The following is a 16,113-nucleotide window of genomic DNA, read 5'->3' on the forward strand; positions in this document are numbered from 1 at the left end:
TTCCTATCTATTTTATGGTGTAACCGTTCTTCCATTTGTAGAAAATACCACGATAGTTGGGAGAGATAATCTGTAAAGTAATGACAAGCACCGTTGCGGGAATCTGAACCATGAGTACCGTCGTCCATGAAAAGTGCGTGTAAAAATGCACAATGATGTTACCACAAAAAACCGCCGCCCAAAGTAGTTCCAAATTGCGACGTACACGGAACACATTGCAGAATAGAAAAAAATGGCCAACAACCAGTGGAATAATCCATGTAAAAGAAAGTAAATATGGATAAACAATATAGGTGGCCACTCCAGAAAATAATATAAAAACAACATCGACAATCGATAAACGAAACCCTGGTTTTTTACTAGACGTTAAGGGTAGTTTTAACAATGTTTTTCTCCTGATCAACAACGACGTCTAAGCGACCAAAATTTGTGTTAAAATTTCGTGTACGCAAGTCACGACAGATTATCATGTTATCCACCACCTCAACAACGTGATACAGGGGTGACAACGAGTGCATCACTTGGAAATCGCGATGGGCCACAATTTGTGGAAAATCGCAATCGTATATCTTTATACACTTTTTATCATACACTTTCTTTGAGAGTAAAGATAACTTAAAAGTCGTGACCTCTTTTTCGTCCTGTAAACTACCAAAATAAATCCACGGGATGAAGGCACTGGGAATTAAGGACAAAGTATTTGCCGGTGCATACTTTTGCGCCATTTTGCGTCCATAAGCGCGTAAAATACACATCACCAAGAAAATAGCACAAAATGTATACGAAGTGCTACGAGCAATTTCATCAGGCAACTTAGTAAAGATAAAGGTAATGTAAACTGCGCACAAAGCAATTGTTGGTGCGTCGATAAAAAACATCCATTCGTAAGCAATGCGTTTCTGAGAAAAAGGTACCAAGATCTTTATTCCATATGTGTTGGTCAAATCTAAAAGAGCATGAAATATCATTCCTAGAGCAATGCCGATAGGAAGAAAAGTCAACAGTGGGAATGCCACAGACAAAATAACAGATACCACACATGCCGTTACCGCAATAAGAGGGACACTATGGGTATAGGTTTGGTGAAACTTCAGAAAATTATATTTGCCAAACACACGTGAAAAAGCATCGATATCCGGAAGCGTGGAACCAATAATAAAACCTGAAGCGATCACTGGACTTGTATATACAAATGGTAAGCCAATGATAGAGCCGAGCATTGCGTGGGTGACAATATCCATGTTTTCTCCATACAACATCAAACAAATTATTGGTAACTACGACTTGAACTTCTATTATATAACAATAGAATGTGTTTGAAAATGATGATTCATTTTTGAATATCCAATGCTCTAATCGTAGACAAATATTCCACTACAAATATGGAAAGATAAACGTCAAAAAGCCATACACAGGCAAAAAATATTTGAAATAATGCCTCAACTATGTGAGTTTTAGCGTTATAATATTTATCTTGTAAGAAAACTGAATAACAAGCGACAAAAGAAAAAAATACAACTCTGAATACTCTGCAAAGGAGAATTACATGTCTTTTGACTATGATTATGTCGTGATTGGTGGTGGAAGTGGCGGAATTGCCTCTGCGAGAAGAGCTGCAAGTTATGGAGCTAAAGTTGCTCTTGTTGAAGGCCATCGTTTGGGAGGAACATGTGTTAATGTCGGATGTGTTCCCAAAAAAATGATGCACATCGCAGCACTTCTTGGCGAATCATTAGAATATGCACATCGTTTTGGATGGGATGTAAAGTACGGAGGGTTTGATTGGAAGTCTTTTACCCAAAAACGCGACGCGGATATTGTGCGCCTAAACGGTATATACGAAAGAAATTTGACCAATTCGAACATTACTTTGATAAATGGATGGGCAAAATTTGTCGACTCACACACGATTGAAGTGGATGGGAAACAAATCTCAGGGAAATATGTTCTGATTGCCACAGGGGGCACACCAAACACACTAAATATTCCTGGTGTAGAGCACACCATTAACAGCGATGGCTTTTTCGAATTGCAAGAATGTCCCAAAAAAGCCGTTGTCGTCGGCGCTGGTTACATCGCTGTGGAATTAGCAGGTATATTACATGCACTTGGCTCTGAAGTCACATTAGTTGTGCGTGGTGACAAATTGTTAAAGAAATTCGATCGCGAAATCATCCAGCATTTAGAAGAATATTTACAAAAAGAGGGCCTTAAAATTCTATTCTCCTCAAATGTAACGAAGGTCGAAAAGACAGAAAGTACTCTAAAAGCAACGATCGACACAAATGGACAAAGTGAGGAACACGCAGTAGACTGTGTACTTCTTGCTGTTGGACGCAACCCCAATGTCGACCAGTTACAACTACAAAACACCAAGGTGGAGCAAGGAGAAAAACGTGAAATTATCGCTAACGACGACGATACGACACATGACCCTGCTGTATATGCGATCGGTGATGTTGTGGGGAAACTAGAGCTCACCCCCGTGGCGATAAAATGTGGTCGATTACTTGCGGATCGTCTATTTGCCGAAAAAACGAAGTTAATGAATTACAGTTCTGTACCCACAGCAATATTTTCCCCTCTTGAAATAGGTACTTGTGGTCTAAGTGAAGAAGAAGCGGTACAGGAACATGGAGAAGAAAATATCAAAGTGTATCGTTCGCGCTTTACACCTATGATTCACAGTATTACCAAAAAAGAAGTGAAAATGGTCATGAAAATGATTGTTATCAAAGATACCGAAAAGGTACTGGGCATGCATCTAATTGGTCCAGACAGTGCCGAAATTATTCAAGGCTTTGGTATTGCGGTACGTCATGGCTTGACCAAAGAAGATCTCGACGATGTGGTGGCATTGCATCCTTCTGCAGCGGAAGAATTCGTAACAATGAAATAAAAAAAGGGCGTAACGCCCTTTTTTTATTTTCAGGTCCCTAGAGAATCTTTTACTTTTAACAAACGATTTTGTAGTAAATCGGGAAATATATGATAATACTTTTGATTTAGAGGCGATGGGTGAGGAAGAGGTGCCAATATTACCTTCTTCTCTAAATCACTTCCTTTGGGAGCGATGGTTATTTCAAGCTCTGCTTCATAACGATCTTCACGACGAAAAAACTCATCAGCCACTTTTTTCGTTGCGTAAGTATTAAACCACTTGAATGCTTCGTTGCCCAAAGTAATGATGTAGTCGCCTTGCCAATGTTCAAGTAACAACTCTTCTAAAAAAGGGCGAAAACGTTTCTTCACCGCCGCAGAATAGGCCTTGTTTCCAGGTGGTTTGTAAGGAACCGTGTTGGTAAGCAACACTTTTTTCGCTGCTGCTTCCAGTTTATCCTGATCTTTGGTACTTTCTCCATGCATTGTTACATGGATACCATTGCGTACTAAACGTCCTGCAGCACCATAAAGAGGTTGTTTTGCATGAACCTCATCTTTTCCTAAGTCGCGCGCAAAAAAACACACCTTGCTTTGTAGATTACCAAAAAACAAAGTAGGTTCAAATGGATCGCGCCCCGCAGATTTATAAACTTTCTCATCTATCGGAAAATCTTCGCGTTTTGCTTCTTCATGTACGGAAGCAATTAGCTTTTCTACACTCATATAGTTTCCTTTGTTAAGATAAGATGTATTCGAATACGACAGGTGGATTTGTCGGTTTATATGCCAAAGTACAGGTACTGGCATTGATGAATGTCGTATCTTCATTTTGACTTATGCCATAGTCTTCGTGGATGTGTCCAAAAATATGATAACGCGGTTTGATTTCCACCACTTTATTGAGCAAATCCTCGCATCCTACGGCATCGCCACGAACGATTTTGTCTCCATAACCAAGAGGAGGGCCATGCGTGATGAGTACGTTTGTATCATGAGGAATAAGTTCCCATTTACGACGAATCTCTTCTCCACGTTGTAAGTTAAATGCCCAATCAAAAAACCACGGTTGCCATGGACTCCCATAAAATTTGATACCTTCTACAACAACTTCGCTGTCTTGGAGATAAATGCAGTTTGTCAGTTCTTTTTGCGCTGCCTGTGGTTCTCTTTCAAAGCAAAAATCGTGGTTACCCGCAATCACAATTTTATGTTTATGTGGTAGTTCACCCAAAAAGTTATTAAACCTACGCACATCGCGAATCGCCCCTTTAGAAGTAATATCTCCTGCATGGATTAAAATATCTCCATCGGGAACTTCTACTTGTGGGTGGCGATTGTGCGTATCGCTAATCGCCACTATTTTTATTTTGCCCATTCAAAGTTATCCACCCAAACGATATGCGTTGTCTTTGTCTTGTTTGCACTTCTCAATTTGATTGTAGTATGCTTTCTTAGGGTTTGCTTCATATGCAATATCTAAATAACGAAGAGCGGCATCATAATCGCCATCGTACTGTAAAGCAACGCCATAGTTATAGTACGCACTTGCTGCTGCCTCGGTTCCCATTACTCCTTGGTTGTGATTTGCATACTCTTGGATTTCGCGGAAAACATTCGCCGCTTTGTCCCAACTTCCGTTTTTTGCAAAAGCCAAGCCACGTTCAAAATCGGGATGGTCCACTCGCTCTAAATTCACGCGCAAATTTTCCTCGTAGGGAGTGACTACTTTTGCGAATTTATTGGCTATGCGCTGACAACACCTTTTGTATAGTGGAAGCAGATCAAGACGTTCCGGTAGAGAGCCTGGATCTTGGGCCTTACCATAAACGCTATCCGCATATTCATTGTAATCTTTTTGCACAACAATTTGTCCTGAGCCCGCTTCAATAAGGGTAAGAGATACGTTTAGAGAAACGCTTCCCTTGCGACCATAATACACAATGGGTTCCGCATCGGGATCATTTTGTTGATTTAGAAAAGCATAGGGATCTTCATGTTGAATAACCTCTTGGTCATTCCAAGTATTTTCTGTAATTTTGCCTACGATTACCACGTCTGCACGCACTAGCTCACCAATTTGCGAAGCTCCTTCCGCAGAATAAGCGTCGGAGTCTGTCTCTAGTTGATACTCAATGACTTCATTCACTTTTTGTTGATCGATAAAACGCAAATTGCCCGCAGAGGATACTTTGGCCAATATTCGATTGGTCAAAAAACGTTCCTGGTCGTTTTCGATGTTAAGAAGAGCTACTGTTTGAAAACGGTCCATGTTTACTTCAGATGGTCGCTTAATTCTTGTGTTGATCGTTACTGTTTGACAAGAAATCAGCCACACAGATACACAACATAAAACGATAGTTGTCTTTATACTTTGCTTAAACATCGTATCACCTTCAATAGAAGTTACAAAACGTAGAATAACAAACTTTATTTTGATTTTAATAGTTTTTGCGAAAGAATACAACGACTTCTCGATGTATTTCTAAACTTCGGACCACTGTCAATTACGCATCGAGCTCCATTCCTCCCGCACTCGAAACAAATATAGTAGTGGAAAAATGGTCACTAAGACGCTTTGTATTTTCGAAAAACTGTTCCTCGTTGCCATCTTCAGGGGGAGCAAAACCCATAAAAACAATCGCGGCTCGCGCAGAGGTCATGCGCATCGCAGCGGTCACATCTTGGGCAACAACGACTTGAGCGGTTGCTTCAATTCGCGACATATGAATCAAGCCTTCCATGTGGTTTGTCGCTTCGTCTAAGCCAGACTCAGAACTGATAATACGCAGTAGTCGTATGCGATGTGTACGCCACTCATTGTTCTTAAGCAGTAAGTGCGCTAAAAGCAACATTAGGTGGCCATTTTTTTGTCCGCGCCACCAAATATCGACTGTTCCGGTAGGAGATTCCCAACGATTAAACTTATTCACATCTGTGCGTACCATAATCAAGCTTTTCTTCAGTCCGCGTAAAGCACGAAGCAGTGAAGCAAATGTCTTCCTTTTTTCAGGATCGGAACTCCAACCTAAAAGAACAGAATTGCAATGGAAACCCCCTAAACCGTGGCACTGAACTAAGGATTTGATGCTCTCGGTTAGGTCGCTTCCCACAACAACAGCTGGGAAAGCAGAAAGCTCGTTGTCACGAATAAATTTCTTGAGAATTTTTTCCTGGTTGCGCCGCCTTTCTAACAAATCGTCCATATTACCAACAATAATTTGCCCTAAAGAAAGTACTCCATGTCCCGCAGTCAACCAATGGCCATAAACCGCAAGATGTACGCGACTCCAAACGCCTCCACTAAGAGCAATGATAATAGGACGCCAATTTTTAGGATGGTGGCGCTCATCCTCCATGATCAGCAAGTTTTTACGTGCCCTTTCAAACGCAACTCCACCTTGAACATCTCCCCAACGTGCTTCGATTTCCTTGCGTTCGATATACCAACGTAGGGCGGCCATCGCTAGGATAGATATAATTGCCCACAATGGCGAAATTAAAAACATAACGCCGATACATCCCAAGGCACCTATGAGTTCTGTAGACCAGTGACTGTAACGAAAACGCGGGCGATAACTCGGGTTTTTAGTTATAGACTCATAAAAGGTAGATAAATTCAGCATGCCGTAGGTAATCATAAAAAACATGGTAATGATCGGGGCAATGGCGTTTAGGTCACCGAGTAAGATGCAAAGCTGCGAAATGAAAAATGTCAAGATAACTGCGCGACGTGGTTCGTTATTTACACCACTTCCATGAGCAAATATACGTAGGGAGGAAAAGATGTTGTCTTTGGCAAAAGCTTGCAGTATACGAGGTGCACCCATCATACTACCTAAAGCAGAAGATAGCGTTGCCGCAAAGATTCCGCAAACAACTAGTGTCGTCGACCACGAAATATTTTTTACAATAAGTGAATCGTTTATCAAGCGATCAGGTGTACAAGCTGCAGCAAGAACCAAAGCCATGATAAGATATATAAAACCCGTAAATATAATCGAACTTAATGTACCTTTAGGTATAGAGCGTCCAGGGTCTTTTAAATCCCCCGACATATTTGCCCCGGCCATAATTCCCGTCACAGCAGGAAAAAATAGAGCAAACATTGTGAAAAAACTCTCACCATCGGAGTAACTAGGTTGTAAATTTTGGTAAAAATTTGTAAAACTCATGCTACCAAAGGCACCAGCAAAAAACGACACGAGGGACAGCAACAAAACTCCAAGAATGACGTATTGAACTTTAATCGCCCAGCCTGCTCCAATAAAAACGCATACAAATACAAAAAAGTTGACCGCACTAGCTACACCAACGTCAAACCAGATGCCAAAACTTTCTCGCGTCTCAGGAGGAACTATATCGATAAAAGCCTCAGTAAATCCAATCACATACATCGCCACGGAAATCGCTTGTGCCAGAAAAAAAAACACCCCAATCGCACCACCGAGTTCTACTCCCAAACTACGGCTGATGAGATAGTAAGCGCCACCACCTTTAACTCTAGTGTTTGTAGCAATGGCGGATAGAGAAAAAGATGTGAGAGTTGTGATAACTTTTGCAATGAGCAAAATGATAATGGCATTGATTAAGCCACTCTGTCCAACGACTTGTCCATAACGCAGAAACATAATAACGCCGAGGATGGTAAGAGTACATGGAGTAAAAACACCTCCAAAAGTGCCAAATTTGTTTGCACCAAGATCCTCTATTTTTTTCATTTTAACCATTGACGTGGTTCTATTTTGCCGCTGTAACTTTTGCGTTTCGCGCTTTGTCTGTTTTTGAAACTTTTGTGTTTCTTGCTTGTTTTTACTCATGTAGTTACCTTTGAAAATTTTAGAGCATCTTAGGGCACATAGCTCATCCCCGAAATTTAAATTTTTCATGATTTTAGTGTTTTCGGGGAGGAAAAGCAAATACTTTCGTTACCTTACTTGACAAAAATACAAAAACAAATACAATTGAAATGTTACTAAGCTTGCCATCATTTATCTTCCTATCCACATTAGAAGATGTAGTGATGCAAATCCCAAAATATCAACATGCCCAACAAAATTTTACAAGGGAATTGTTATGACCCAAAAAAACAAACGTTTTCGATGGGCTGCAACCGCTGTTTTTGGTTTGTGGATTTGTATGATGTTACTACTTATCCAAAGAGAATACTTTCCAACGATAGGTTCAGTAGAAGCCAACTACGAAGAAATTCTCAAAAAAGTGCCGCGAAATTACGAAAAAATTAAACGCCAAAAACGCGTGATGGAAGTCTACTATACCAATAGTATTATTCCCATAGGAGAAATACAAAGCATCACCACTTCTTTGCCAGATGGGACTTTTGAACTCAGCACACGTGCAAAGCTAGAAGTTACCAAAGAACAGCAAGGAAAAATTAACAAACTCACAAAATTCATCCAAGTACCTGGTAAACAGGACGAAAACTTAAAAGTAATGATGGAATCGACCGCAGTCGTGGGGCCAGACTATCAATTACAAAATTTAGATTTTCGTGTTAAGGCCAATCTTTTCGACATCGCTTGCGAAGGTAAGATAAGAACAGGTAAATTAATTTTTGCCTTAAAACAAGGCGGTAAAGAAGCTATCAACCGCGAAGTGCCGCTTCCGCGAGGTACAGTTGCGATGAACCAACTAGAAGCAATGCCTATACCACAAAAGATAAAAGTAGGGCAACGATTCCACATGCGCTGGTTTGATCCGTTGACACAAACGCATCGCAATGTTAAATCGCGCGTAATAGGCAAAGAAAAAATCGTATGGGGTGGTAAGAGTGTGGAAACATTTGTCATTCATTCTGACTCTGGAGCATTCAAGACCATTTCTTGGGTAGACGAAAACAACCAAGTATTGCGCTATCAAATTGCAGGTTTTACTTTCAAATTGAAAAGTGAAAAACCAGTTAAGAACGACCAAGAAACTATCGAGAAAGAACAAAAAAATGATTAAAATAGAAGGGTTGTCAAAGCACTACGGCAGCAAAGTAGGCTTGAAAAAATTGGACCTCACAATACAAAAGGGAGAAATCTTTGCTTTCTTGGGGCCAAACGGAGCTGGAAAAACAACAACGATTAAAATGATGGTTGGATTGTTGCGCCCAACAACAGGAGCGATTACCATATGCGACAAAGATATCGTCAAAGAAACCATCGATGCCAAAAAGTATCTCGCCTATGTTCCCGATCAACCATACCTATATGATAAATTAACCGGAAGAGAGTTTTTGGAATTCGTTGCTCTGATGTACAAAATTCCGCAAAGCGAAGCTGGTGAAAAAATACAGAATTTGGTAGAGCTATTCTACTCACACGAGTACATTGATCGTTTAACAGAGAATTATTCACATGGTATGAAACAGAGAATTGTATTTTCGGCGGCCCTGATTCACGATCCGAGAGTTCTTGTTGTCGACGAACCCATGGTAGGGCTTGACCCCAAAAGCGCAGCAATTGTAAAAAATGTATTCAAAGATCAGGCAGCAAAAGGCACAACCGTGTTCGTTTCCACACACAGTTTAGATGTTGCTGAACAAATAGCCGATCGCATTGGCATTATAAAACATGGTGAAATTATAGCTCTTGGTACACTAGAAGAACTAAAACAACAGGTGAAAAAAGAAGCACGCTTGGAAGACATTTTTCTAGAGCTAACCGAAGAACAGTCACATTCGTAAATTAAGGATTTTTCTATGTCGATTTTGAAAAAGGTAAGCTATCTTTGGATTTGTAGTTGTATTCTTTTCGTTTGCTGCACGACAAATAACAAACAACAAGACAATGGAACACAATCTGTACAACAAAATAATTCACAGCAAAATAGCAATGACGAGACACAAAACGCTGACAAAAAGGCACAAAACAATACACAAGATAATGAACAAGACAATACGCAAGACAATGAATCAAATACACTACTAAAAGATAAACAAAACATTACCATTAGTGCGGCCAAATCTACTCTACCATTTGACACAATGAGAGTAGCTTTAAATCCAGTTTTTCCACAACCGATAGAAAATAAGCAATACAATATTCCACAGAAAAAGAAACAAATAAAAAAAAGTACTCCCACAGAAAAAGTAGAAAAAACAGTAGAAGCCACAACAAAATCTTACAGTGACATTGCAAAGTTACCCAATAAAATAGATGGAAAAGTGTTGCTAAAAGTAGGCGACTATTATTTAGAAAAATCAATAACCATAGGTAAAAAAGCAACCTTAATCATTGAGCCGGGCACAAAAATAGAAATGGATGCCTGTGGTATTGTTTGTAATGGTACTCTTATCGCCAAGGGTAGCAAAAACAAACCAATTACACTTAATGGAGACGCTTGGGATAATATCAGTATTTTTGGCGAGGGAAGTACAGCAACACTCACATACTGTAATATAAGCGGTGGATCAGGGATGGGCGTGCAACAAGAGAACAACCAATATACCATTACTCCACAATACTTAGATATCACCTATGGCGGTGGAGTTCTTATTGCTGAGAAAGCAAATGTATCTATGGCACATTGCCAGATTAGCGATGTGTATGGTATTAATATGGTTGCGGTACTCAATAGCAAGTTGTCTGCGAAAAACTGTAAATTTGGCGAGCATTCCCAACAAGGAATATTTAGTTTTGATGGTAAATTGACGGTGCAAAACTGTCGTTTTGAAAATCATCCGGGGATGGCGATTAAATTCAGTGGTATTAACGTTGCTACAGTAGCAAATAACAGCTTTGTCAATTGTAGCACAGCCATCGTTAAGGCAAAAAGCGCCATTATTAACTTAAAGAATAATAAGTTTAAAGACTGCCAACAGCAAGTTGTTGATGAATAAAAATTATTTTAGAGGGAAACCTCTAAAATAATTTTACTTCAATAAATCACGTTGTAAAGCCCACTTACTTCGCGGAATTCTACGTACCATACCACATCCCATGTTTGTGTCTTTTCCCAAACCAACATAAAATGCGATATCTGATAACAAATTAAAATAGCGTAGAAGCTGTGGATCTTTGCTAATTAAGCGAAATCTAACTTTACCAACAAAACCAACCCGAAGAGTTTCTGAAGAAACACTTTGAATACTGGTACATAGATTTTTGAATAGTACAATAACAACATTATTTGCTATTTCCGATATAATAGATTCGTCAATTCGATGTTGTGGAACTATTCGATTCCAACTAGCCCCCAAATTTTCGTAAACCAACTTTGGTATTGGTAAAGGCATAAAGGTATTGTTATCGACAAACAGCGTGCTGGAAACAAAATCGATCAGCGCTTCATCATCGTCTTTGTTGTTCTCGGAAATCAAGCTATCGAGAGATACTGCGTTTACCCATGGGTGTTTTGACGATGGTGTCGCAATCGCCCTAACCACTTCAAAATCCATATTCTTCGACTTTATTGTCGGAATTTGATTGGTAATAATATCTTGGTATAAATGATTGAACAACGAACTAGATACCTGTTCTTCAAGAGAAGATAGGCGAAACCAACATAAAGTTCCTTTTTTGGTATCAATGTTGAAAACCCGTGGTGATCTTTCACCTAGGTACAACGGTGAAAAGGTGTAGTTTTTAATAAGCTGCTCTGGTGCGGGGACTTGCATGTCTTTCATATACTTGTATAGAATTTTACCCAACGATGTAATAGCGATTCCACCATCAACTTTTGTTGCTGGGCAGTGATCTGTCGGTTTTACGTGTAAAACCATTGATGCAGGCATAGTAGCACTTTCTTAAAAATTTTAGAGTGAATTATGTGTGGAATAAGCATAAGTTTGATTGTAATAAGTCACATTCCATAAAATTTCCCTTATTTTATCAGAACATGAAATTTACATCTTATCATGTATTTTAAATATTTCAAACAGTATTGAGTTTTTATATAAAATTCCGTTGAGAAAAGCAATTTCGAGCGTTGTTGTAATAAGAGTGAAGAAATACGTACTTTTTATTCCCAGCTTGTCAAGAAAAAATGTATTGCAATTAGCAATAATTATTTTATATAATATAAAAAAATATAGCTTTAGAAAAGTTCACGAAATCTCAGGGAAAGGACCGTATGATGTTCATTTTAGAAAAGACACAAGTGATTGGATTTGTACAATGTTTACAAGCGACTTATTTATTGATTGGCAAATAATACTAAATTTTTTGCCCAAAAATCAGCAAAAAGCCCTATTGCAAACAAACATGGAAGTTATTGCCACTTTACATTTGTTTTTTGTGATAGTAGGTGTCGTATTTCCTACGAATAAATCCCCCAAAACATACAATTCTCTATATTGGAACCCTCTGCAAATTAAAATCCTCGAAGGATATCCTGCGAGACGTCACCCTACCTGATTTCATTCATTACACTCACGTATTGTTAATTAAATAATTCCACGCTAAAAGTTTGTCTACATGTAGCGTAAAACCAACAGTATTCCACTGTATAAGTAATGAATGGAGTTCCCATGAAAAAAATAGGTGTCGTATACAATCCTTTCGCGGGTAAAAACAAAGCAAACCCCGAAAAAAAACAAGCTGTATTAGAAAAAATCATTGGCAACAGAGGTATTGTAAGAGCAACACAAAGTATTGAAGATATCTGCAATGTTGCCCGAGAATTTCAAGAAGAAGGTGTTGACATTCTCGGTATTAGCGGCGGAGATGGAACAAACCAATGTGTTTTGACCACATTTTCCGAAATCTACGGAGAAGAAAATCTACCTTTAGTAGCCTTGTTGCGTGGTGGAACGATGAATCTTCGCGAACAATCTTTAAAAATGAAAGGTTCTCCCGAAGCGCGTTTGAAGAGACTAATAAAAGTATTAGAAAAAGGTGACTGTCCGACAATAAAACACACCTTACTCAAGGTAAACGACCGTTACGGTTGTATATTTGGCAATGGAACAGTTACAAACATAATGGAAGAATACTACCACGGAGGAAATCCCGGATTTAAAAAAGCATGTGTACTTTTTCTAAAGTCTCTATTTTCAAGTATCACCAATCAAAAATTCATTACAAAATTGTTCAGTCCTATAGAAGCGCAAGTGAAGATAGGAGACGAAACTCTTCCACAACAAAGTTTTACAGCATTGATGGCGGCAACCACCAAAGAATGTGGTTTAGGATTTAAACCTTTCTATCGCGCCCAAGAAAAAGCAGGATATATTCACTTTCTAGCAATTGATTTAAGTCCCACAGAAGTCATGAAGAATTTACATCGCATTCGCGCTGGCAAAAAAATTCACAGCGAACGCGTATATGATATTGTCACCAAAAAAGTGGAAATTCAAACAGTAAAGCCTTACTACTATACAATAGACGGCGAAATGTTAAATACCTCAAGCAATATAACACTCGCCGCAGGTCCTACTGTTAATTTACTTGCTATTTAGAGTTATCTATAGTAGAGCACAATTGTTCCCCTTGCCGGGGTACAAAACTACCATTGGCGTGTCATCCCTGACTTGATAAGGGATCCAGGCGCTTTAAAGTTTACTTCACATTGTGGATTCCTGCTTTCGCAGGAATGACACCTTGGTAGTTCCGTCTCAATAAAACGAAGTTTACCTTTGGTTTTTGGGTACGGGATAACAAGTGTTGTAAACCTTTCCCATCATCTTCCAAAAAAATTTTATTTTTTCTGCAACCTTTTTCCCCAAAAACTGTCCAGTCTATCAAAGAACAAAAATCACAACCAAATCTATACCAAATACATTTGGAAAGGTAGGCAAGGTATGACTTCACCTTCCCCAGCAGCACAAGTTATTATATCTCTTATTCCCATTGTGGGAATTGTGATGGGATGTGTGGTAATCTTTTTTTATCTTTACTGGAGTCACAAACAGAAAATACTAATGATCGAAAAGGGTATTATAGAAAATAAACCTTTTGACTACCGTTTATTCAGTTTATTTGTCGGTTGTGTTCTTTTTGGTATAGGCGGTGGTTTAACTTTGTTTTTTTATGTAAAAGAAGGTATTGGATATAGTTTACTTGGTGGATTGGTTCCACTATCTGTAAGTATTGGTTTACTGTTTTTTCACCTGAATTATGATAAGTTGAAGTAATGCCATATGATGTCACCGATGAAACGATTGTACAAGATATTCTCGCCGGAAATAGCAACAGTTTTATCTTTATTATAGAGCGTTATCAACAACGCATTTATTCCATGGGAATGCGCTTCTTTAAAAACAAAGACGATGCAAGCGATTTCGCCCAAGAGGTGTTTATTAAGGTATTTGAAAATTTACCGTCCTACAAAAAAAAAGCACCTTTCAAATACTGGATGGTGAAAATTGCTTATAACTATGGAATTAATTGCGTTCAAAAAAAAAATAACCACAAACAACCGTTGAATAATGTTTACTGTGAGGAATCATCTCCGGAAAAACAGTACATAAAAAAAGAAGCAACACGCGCACTTCTCGATGCTATACAGAAGCTGCCAGAACAATATCAAATTTGTTTGGATTTCTATTTTTTTTTGGGTTTCACTTATCAACAAATTCAAGAAATAACTAATTTACCAATTAATACAATTAAATCCCATGTGTTTCGGGCGAAACAGATATTACGTCAAGAATTAGAAAAAACCGCTGCAAAGGAGTATTACGATGAAATGTGAGAAGGTAAAGGAAAAATATTTCGCGTGCGATCACAATCAACGTATTCCTTTGGATGTGAAATGTCATACGCTGTTTTGTAGTTCCTGCCGCAAAGAAATACAACAATTTTCACAACATTTATCGGAGTTGCAAAATACCACGCCTTTCGAGATAGAACAAGATTTACATGTGGCGGTTATGGCGGAAATCTCTCGACTAACCCCACCACCTCCCTCGCCATTATCATATTCCTGGTGGATATTTGTGGGCATATTTATCTTGGCAAGTATCTTTAGCATGCCTTATAGCAATGCTTTGGTGTGGCTAGAATGGAATTTTGGACGTGATTTACAAATTCCGCTCTATTCGATTATGGGTCTAGTACTTAGTATTTATATATCCTTATTTATTGGTTTACATCTCGAAGATGTCAAAAGAATGTCAGGTTACAACAAAAGGGACGATTCATGGAGTTAAGCAAAATCAACTGGCCTATTTTTTTATTTATTACAATCTATCACGCTGCGCTGCTAGTAGTGGCCCCATTTTATTTCTACTACACACCACCAGCGTGGGGCATAGTCACCATCGCTTTTATCTTATATTTTGCCAGTGGAATTAGCATTACAGGTGGTTACCATCGTTTTTATTCACATCGCACATACAAAGCGAACAAACTAGCCGAAATTATATTGCTGTTCTTTGGGACAATGGCAGGTCAAGGGAGTGCCTTGCGCTGGTCTCATGATCATCGCATTCACCACGCACACGTTGATACAGAAAAAGACCCGTACTCGATCAGCAAAGGTTTCTGGTATGCTCACATCCTGTGGTTATTTGAAAAAGAAAAACCCATTGAACCACGTGTGGTATCTGATTTGCTTAAAAATAAGCTAGTGGTTTTCCAACATAAATACTATCCGTTGTTGTTTATTATGACAAATGTTCTCGCTTTTTTAGGTGCGGGAGCGCTTTGCAACGATTACCTCGGAGCATTCATCGTCGTGTGGTGGTTACGTTTATTTTTCCTCCATCACTGCACATGGTTCATCAACTCCTTGGCACACACATGGGGATCGAAGAGTTATTGCAAAGAAATATCCGCAGTGGATAACTATATCATCTCGCTTTTAACATTTGGAGAAGGTTACCACAATTACCACCATTCGTTTGCTACAGATTACAGAAATGGAATACGCTGGTATCACTTTGATCCGACAAAATGGATGATCTGGTTGCTCGCCAAAATGGGTTTAGCCAACAATCTAAAAGTGATCGATACCTATAAAGTACAAAAACGCATTATCAAAGAAGACAAAAACATACTTATCGAGTGGGTAAGACAAATATCCTACATAAAAGTAGATGTTCTCGAAGCGAAAATTCACGAAACCGCAGACAACATTGTCAAGAAAATAGCGGAAATGAATGCCTTAGTCGACGAATACAGACAGCATAAAAAACAAAAAGCACAAAAAGACACTCTACAAGCCCTACGCATCGAAATAAAGCAAATGAAAAAGAATCTATACCAAGATTGGAAGGATTGGCTACAACTGGTAAACGACATCATGAAAATACAGCCGTTAAGTGCTTAATACATAATGTAAAAG

At 38.9% G+C, this 16,113-nt stretch carries 17 protein-coding genes; 10 read left to right on the forward strand and 7 right to left on the reverse strand.

What is annotated here, in order from left to right; all coding sequences use genetic code 11:
* Positions 1-7: 7 nt before the first annotated feature.
* Entirely contained in the window at positions 8-385 is a 378-nt protein-coding gene (locus tag UABAM_RS30870) for a hypothetical protein (RefSeq protein WP_151971839.1), read from the reverse strand.
* The gene (locus UABAM_RS30875; RefSeq protein WP_173013671.1) at positions 360-1,241 is read right to left on the reverse strand and encodes a metal-dependent hydrolase; all 882 of its coding nucleotides are present in this window, start codon (positions 1,239-1,241) and stop codon (positions 360-362) included. Before UABAM_RS30875 ends, UABAM_RS30870 begins: the two co-directional genes overlap by 26 nt.
* A 305-nt stretch (positions 1,242-1,546) precedes the next feature.
* Here UABAM_RS30875 and gorA point away from each other — a divergent pair, with 305 nt between their 5' ends.
* Positions 1,547-2,899 carry a glutathione-disulfide reductase gene (gene gorA, locus UABAM_RS30880; protein WP_151971841.1) on the forward strand — a complete coding sequence of 451 codons (1,353 nt, stop codon included), beginning with the start codon at positions 1,547-1,549 and terminating at the stop codon, positions 2,897-2,899.
* A 29-nt stretch (positions 2,900-2,928) separates the two neighbouring features.
* Here the strand turns inward: gorA and UABAM_RS30885 are convergent, their stop codons facing one another.
* From UABAM_RS30885 to UABAM_RS30900, 4 genes are all read right to left on the reverse strand, one after another.
* On the reverse strand, positions 2,929-3,606 hold the full coding sequence (locus UABAM_RS30885) for a uracil-DNA glycosylase family protein (protein WP_151971842.1): 678 nt from the start codon (positions 3,604-3,606) through the stop codon (positions 2,929-2,931).
* A gap of 13 nt (positions 3,607-3,619) precedes the next feature.
* Complete coding sequence (locus UABAM_RS30890; protein ID WP_261343940.1) at positions 3,620-4,258, reverse strand: metallophosphatase domain-containing protein; 639 nt, start codon at positions 4,256-4,258, stop codon at positions 3,620-3,622.
* A gap of 6 nt (positions 4,259-4,264) precedes the next feature.
* A complete protein-coding gene (locus UABAM_RS30895) occupies positions 4,265-5,266 on the reverse strand; it encodes a hypothetical protein (protein ID WP_151971843.1) in 1,002 nt (333 codons plus the stop codon).
* 121 nt (positions 5,267-5,387) lie between these two features.
* On the reverse strand, positions 5,388-7,700 hold the full coding sequence (locus tag UABAM_RS30900; protein ID WP_229759332.1) for an amino acid permease: 2,313 nt from the start codon (positions 7,698-7,700) through the stop codon (positions 5,388-5,390).
* A gap of 256 nt (positions 7,701-7,956) precedes the next feature.
* Between UABAM_RS30900 and UABAM_RS30905 the strand changes: the two genes are divergently transcribed.
* Genes UABAM_RS30905 through UABAM_RS30915 form a run of 3 tightly spaced genes read left to right on the forward strand, consistent with a single transcriptional unit; the run spans position 7,957 to position 10,726 of the window.
* The gene (locus UABAM_RS30905; RefSeq protein ID WP_151971844.1) at positions 7,957-8,847 is read left to right on the forward strand and encodes a hypothetical protein; all 891 of its coding nucleotides are present in this window, start codon (positions 7,957-7,959) and stop codon (positions 8,845-8,847) included.
* A complete protein-coding gene (locus tag UABAM_RS30910; RefSeq protein ID WP_151971845.1) occupies positions 8,840-9,571 on the forward strand; it encodes an ABC transporter ATP-binding protein in 732 nt (243 codons plus the stop codon). The genes UABAM_RS30905 and UABAM_RS30910 overlap by 8 nt, the downstream gene beginning before the upstream one ends.
* Before the next feature lie 15 nt (positions 9,572-9,586).
* Positions 9,587-10,726, forward strand: a complete 1,140-nt coding sequence (locus tag UABAM_RS30915; protein WP_151971846.1) for a right-handed parallel beta-helix repeat-containing protein — start codon at positions 9,587-9,589, stop codon at positions 10,724-10,726.
* 33 nt (positions 10,727-10,759) lie between these two features.
* Here UABAM_RS30915 and cas6 read toward each other — a convergent pair whose 3' ends face one another.
* Positions 10,760-11,620: a CRISPR system precrRNA processing endoribonuclease RAMP protein Cas6 gene (gene cas6, locus UABAM_RS30920; RefSeq protein ID WP_151971847.1), complete on the reverse strand. Its 861-nt coding sequence runs from the start codon at positions 11,618-11,620 to the stop codon at positions 10,760-10,762.
* Positions 11,621-11,792: 172 nt separating this feature from the next.
* On the opposite strand from cas6, the gene UABAM_RS30925 reads away from it, so the two are divergent.
* From UABAM_RS30925 to UABAM_RS30950, 6 genes are all read left to right on the forward strand, one after another.
* On the forward strand, positions 11,793-12,242 hold the full coding sequence (locus UABAM_RS30925; protein ID WP_151971848.1) for a hypothetical protein: 450 nt from the start codon (positions 11,793-11,795) through the stop codon (positions 12,240-12,242).
* Between the two features lie 113 nt (positions 12,243-12,355).
* On the forward strand, positions 12,356-13,285 hold the full coding sequence (locus UABAM_RS30930; RefSeq protein WP_173013672.1) for a diacylglycerol/lipid kinase family protein: 930 nt from the start codon (positions 12,356-12,358) through the stop codon (positions 13,283-13,285).
* Positions 13,286-13,627: 342 nt separating this feature from the next.
* Positions 13,628-13,960, forward strand: a complete 333-nt coding sequence (locus UABAM_RS30935) for a DUF6249 domain-containing protein (protein ID WP_151971850.1) — start codon at positions 13,628-13,630, stop codon at positions 13,958-13,960.
* A complete protein-coding gene (locus UABAM_RS30940; protein WP_151971851.1) occupies positions 13,960-14,520 on the forward strand; it encodes an RNA polymerase sigma factor in 561 nt (186 codons plus the stop codon). Before UABAM_RS30935 ends, UABAM_RS30940 begins: the two co-directional genes overlap by 1 nt.
* A complete protein-coding gene (locus tag UABAM_RS30945; RefSeq protein WP_151971852.1) occupies positions 14,510-14,977 on the forward strand; it encodes a hypothetical protein in 468 nt (155 codons plus the stop codon). Before UABAM_RS30940 ends, UABAM_RS30945 begins: the two co-directional genes overlap by 11 nt.
* Positions 14,968-16,098, forward strand: coding sequence for an acyl-CoA desaturase (locus UABAM_RS30950; RefSeq protein ID WP_151971853.1), 1,131 nt, complete (start codon positions 14,968-14,970; stop codon positions 16,096-16,098). Before UABAM_RS30945 ends, UABAM_RS30950 begins: the two co-directional genes overlap by 10 nt.
* Positions 16,099-16,113 lie beyond the last annotated feature (15 nt).

The organism is Candidatus Uabimicrobium amorphum, from assembly GCF_009002475.1.
GTDB lineage: Bacteria > Planctomycetota > Uabimicrobiia > Uabimicrobiales > Uabimicrobiaceae > Uabimicrobium > Uabimicrobium amorphum.

Excerpts from the sequence above, each read along its gene's own strand:
- UABAM_RS30875 (WP_173013671.1), bottom strand. The coding sequence starts at position 1,241 with ATGGATATTGTCACCCACGCAATGCTCGGCTCTATCATTGGCTTACCA.
- gorA (WP_151971841.1), top strand. The coding sequence starts at position 1,547 with ATGTCTTTTGACTATGATTATGTCGTGATTGGTGGTGGAAGTGGCGGA.
- UABAM_RS30885 (WP_151971842.1), bottom strand. The coding sequence starts at position 3,606 with ATGAGTGTAGAAAAGCTAATTGCTTCCGTACATGAAGAAGCAAAACGC.
- UABAM_RS30890 (WP_261343940.1), bottom strand. The coding sequence starts at position 4,258 with ATGGGCAAAATAAAAATAGTGGCGATTAGCGATACGCACAATCGCCAC.
- UABAM_RS30895 (WP_151971843.1), bottom strand. The coding sequence starts at position 5,266 with ATGTTTAAGCAAAGTATAAAGACAACTATCGTTTTATGTTGTGTATCT.
- UABAM_RS30900 (WP_229759332.1), bottom strand. The coding sequence starts at position 7,700 with ATGAGTAAAAACAAGCAAGAAACACAAAAGTTTCAAAAACAGACAAAG.
- UABAM_RS30905 (WP_151971844.1), top strand. The coding sequence starts at position 7,957 with ATGACCCAAAAAAACAAACGTTTTCGATGGGCTGCAACCGCTGTTTTT.
- UABAM_RS30910 (WP_151971845.1), top strand. The coding sequence starts at position 8,840 with ATGATTAAAATAGAAGGGTTGTCAAAGCACTACGGCAGCAAAGTAGGC.
- UABAM_RS30915 (WP_151971846.1), top strand. The coding sequence starts at position 9,587 with ATGTCGATTTTGAAAAAGGTAAGCTATCTTTGGATTTGTAGTTGTATT.
- cas6 (WP_151971847.1), bottom strand. The coding sequence starts at position 11,620 with ATGCCTGCATCAATGGTTTTACACGTAAAACCGACAGATCACTGCCCA.
- UABAM_RS30930 (WP_173013672.1), top strand. The coding sequence starts at position 12,356 with ATGAAAAAAATAGGTGTCGTATACAATCCTTTCGCGGGTAAAAACAAA.
- UABAM_RS30935 (WP_151971850.1), top strand. The coding sequence starts at position 13,628 with ATGACTTCACCTTCCCCAGCAGCACAAGTTATTATATCTCTTATTCCC.
- UABAM_RS30940 (WP_151971851.1), top strand. The coding sequence starts at position 13,960 with ATGCCATATGATGTCACCGATGAAACGATTGTACAAGATATTCTCGCC.
- UABAM_RS30945 (WP_151971852.1), top strand. The coding sequence starts at position 14,510 with ATGAAATGTGAGAAGGTAAAGGAAAAATATTTCGCGTGCGATCACAAT.
- UABAM_RS30950 (WP_151971853.1), top strand. The coding sequence starts at position 14,968 with ATGGAGTTAAGCAAAATCAACTGGCCTATTTTTTTATTTATTACAATC.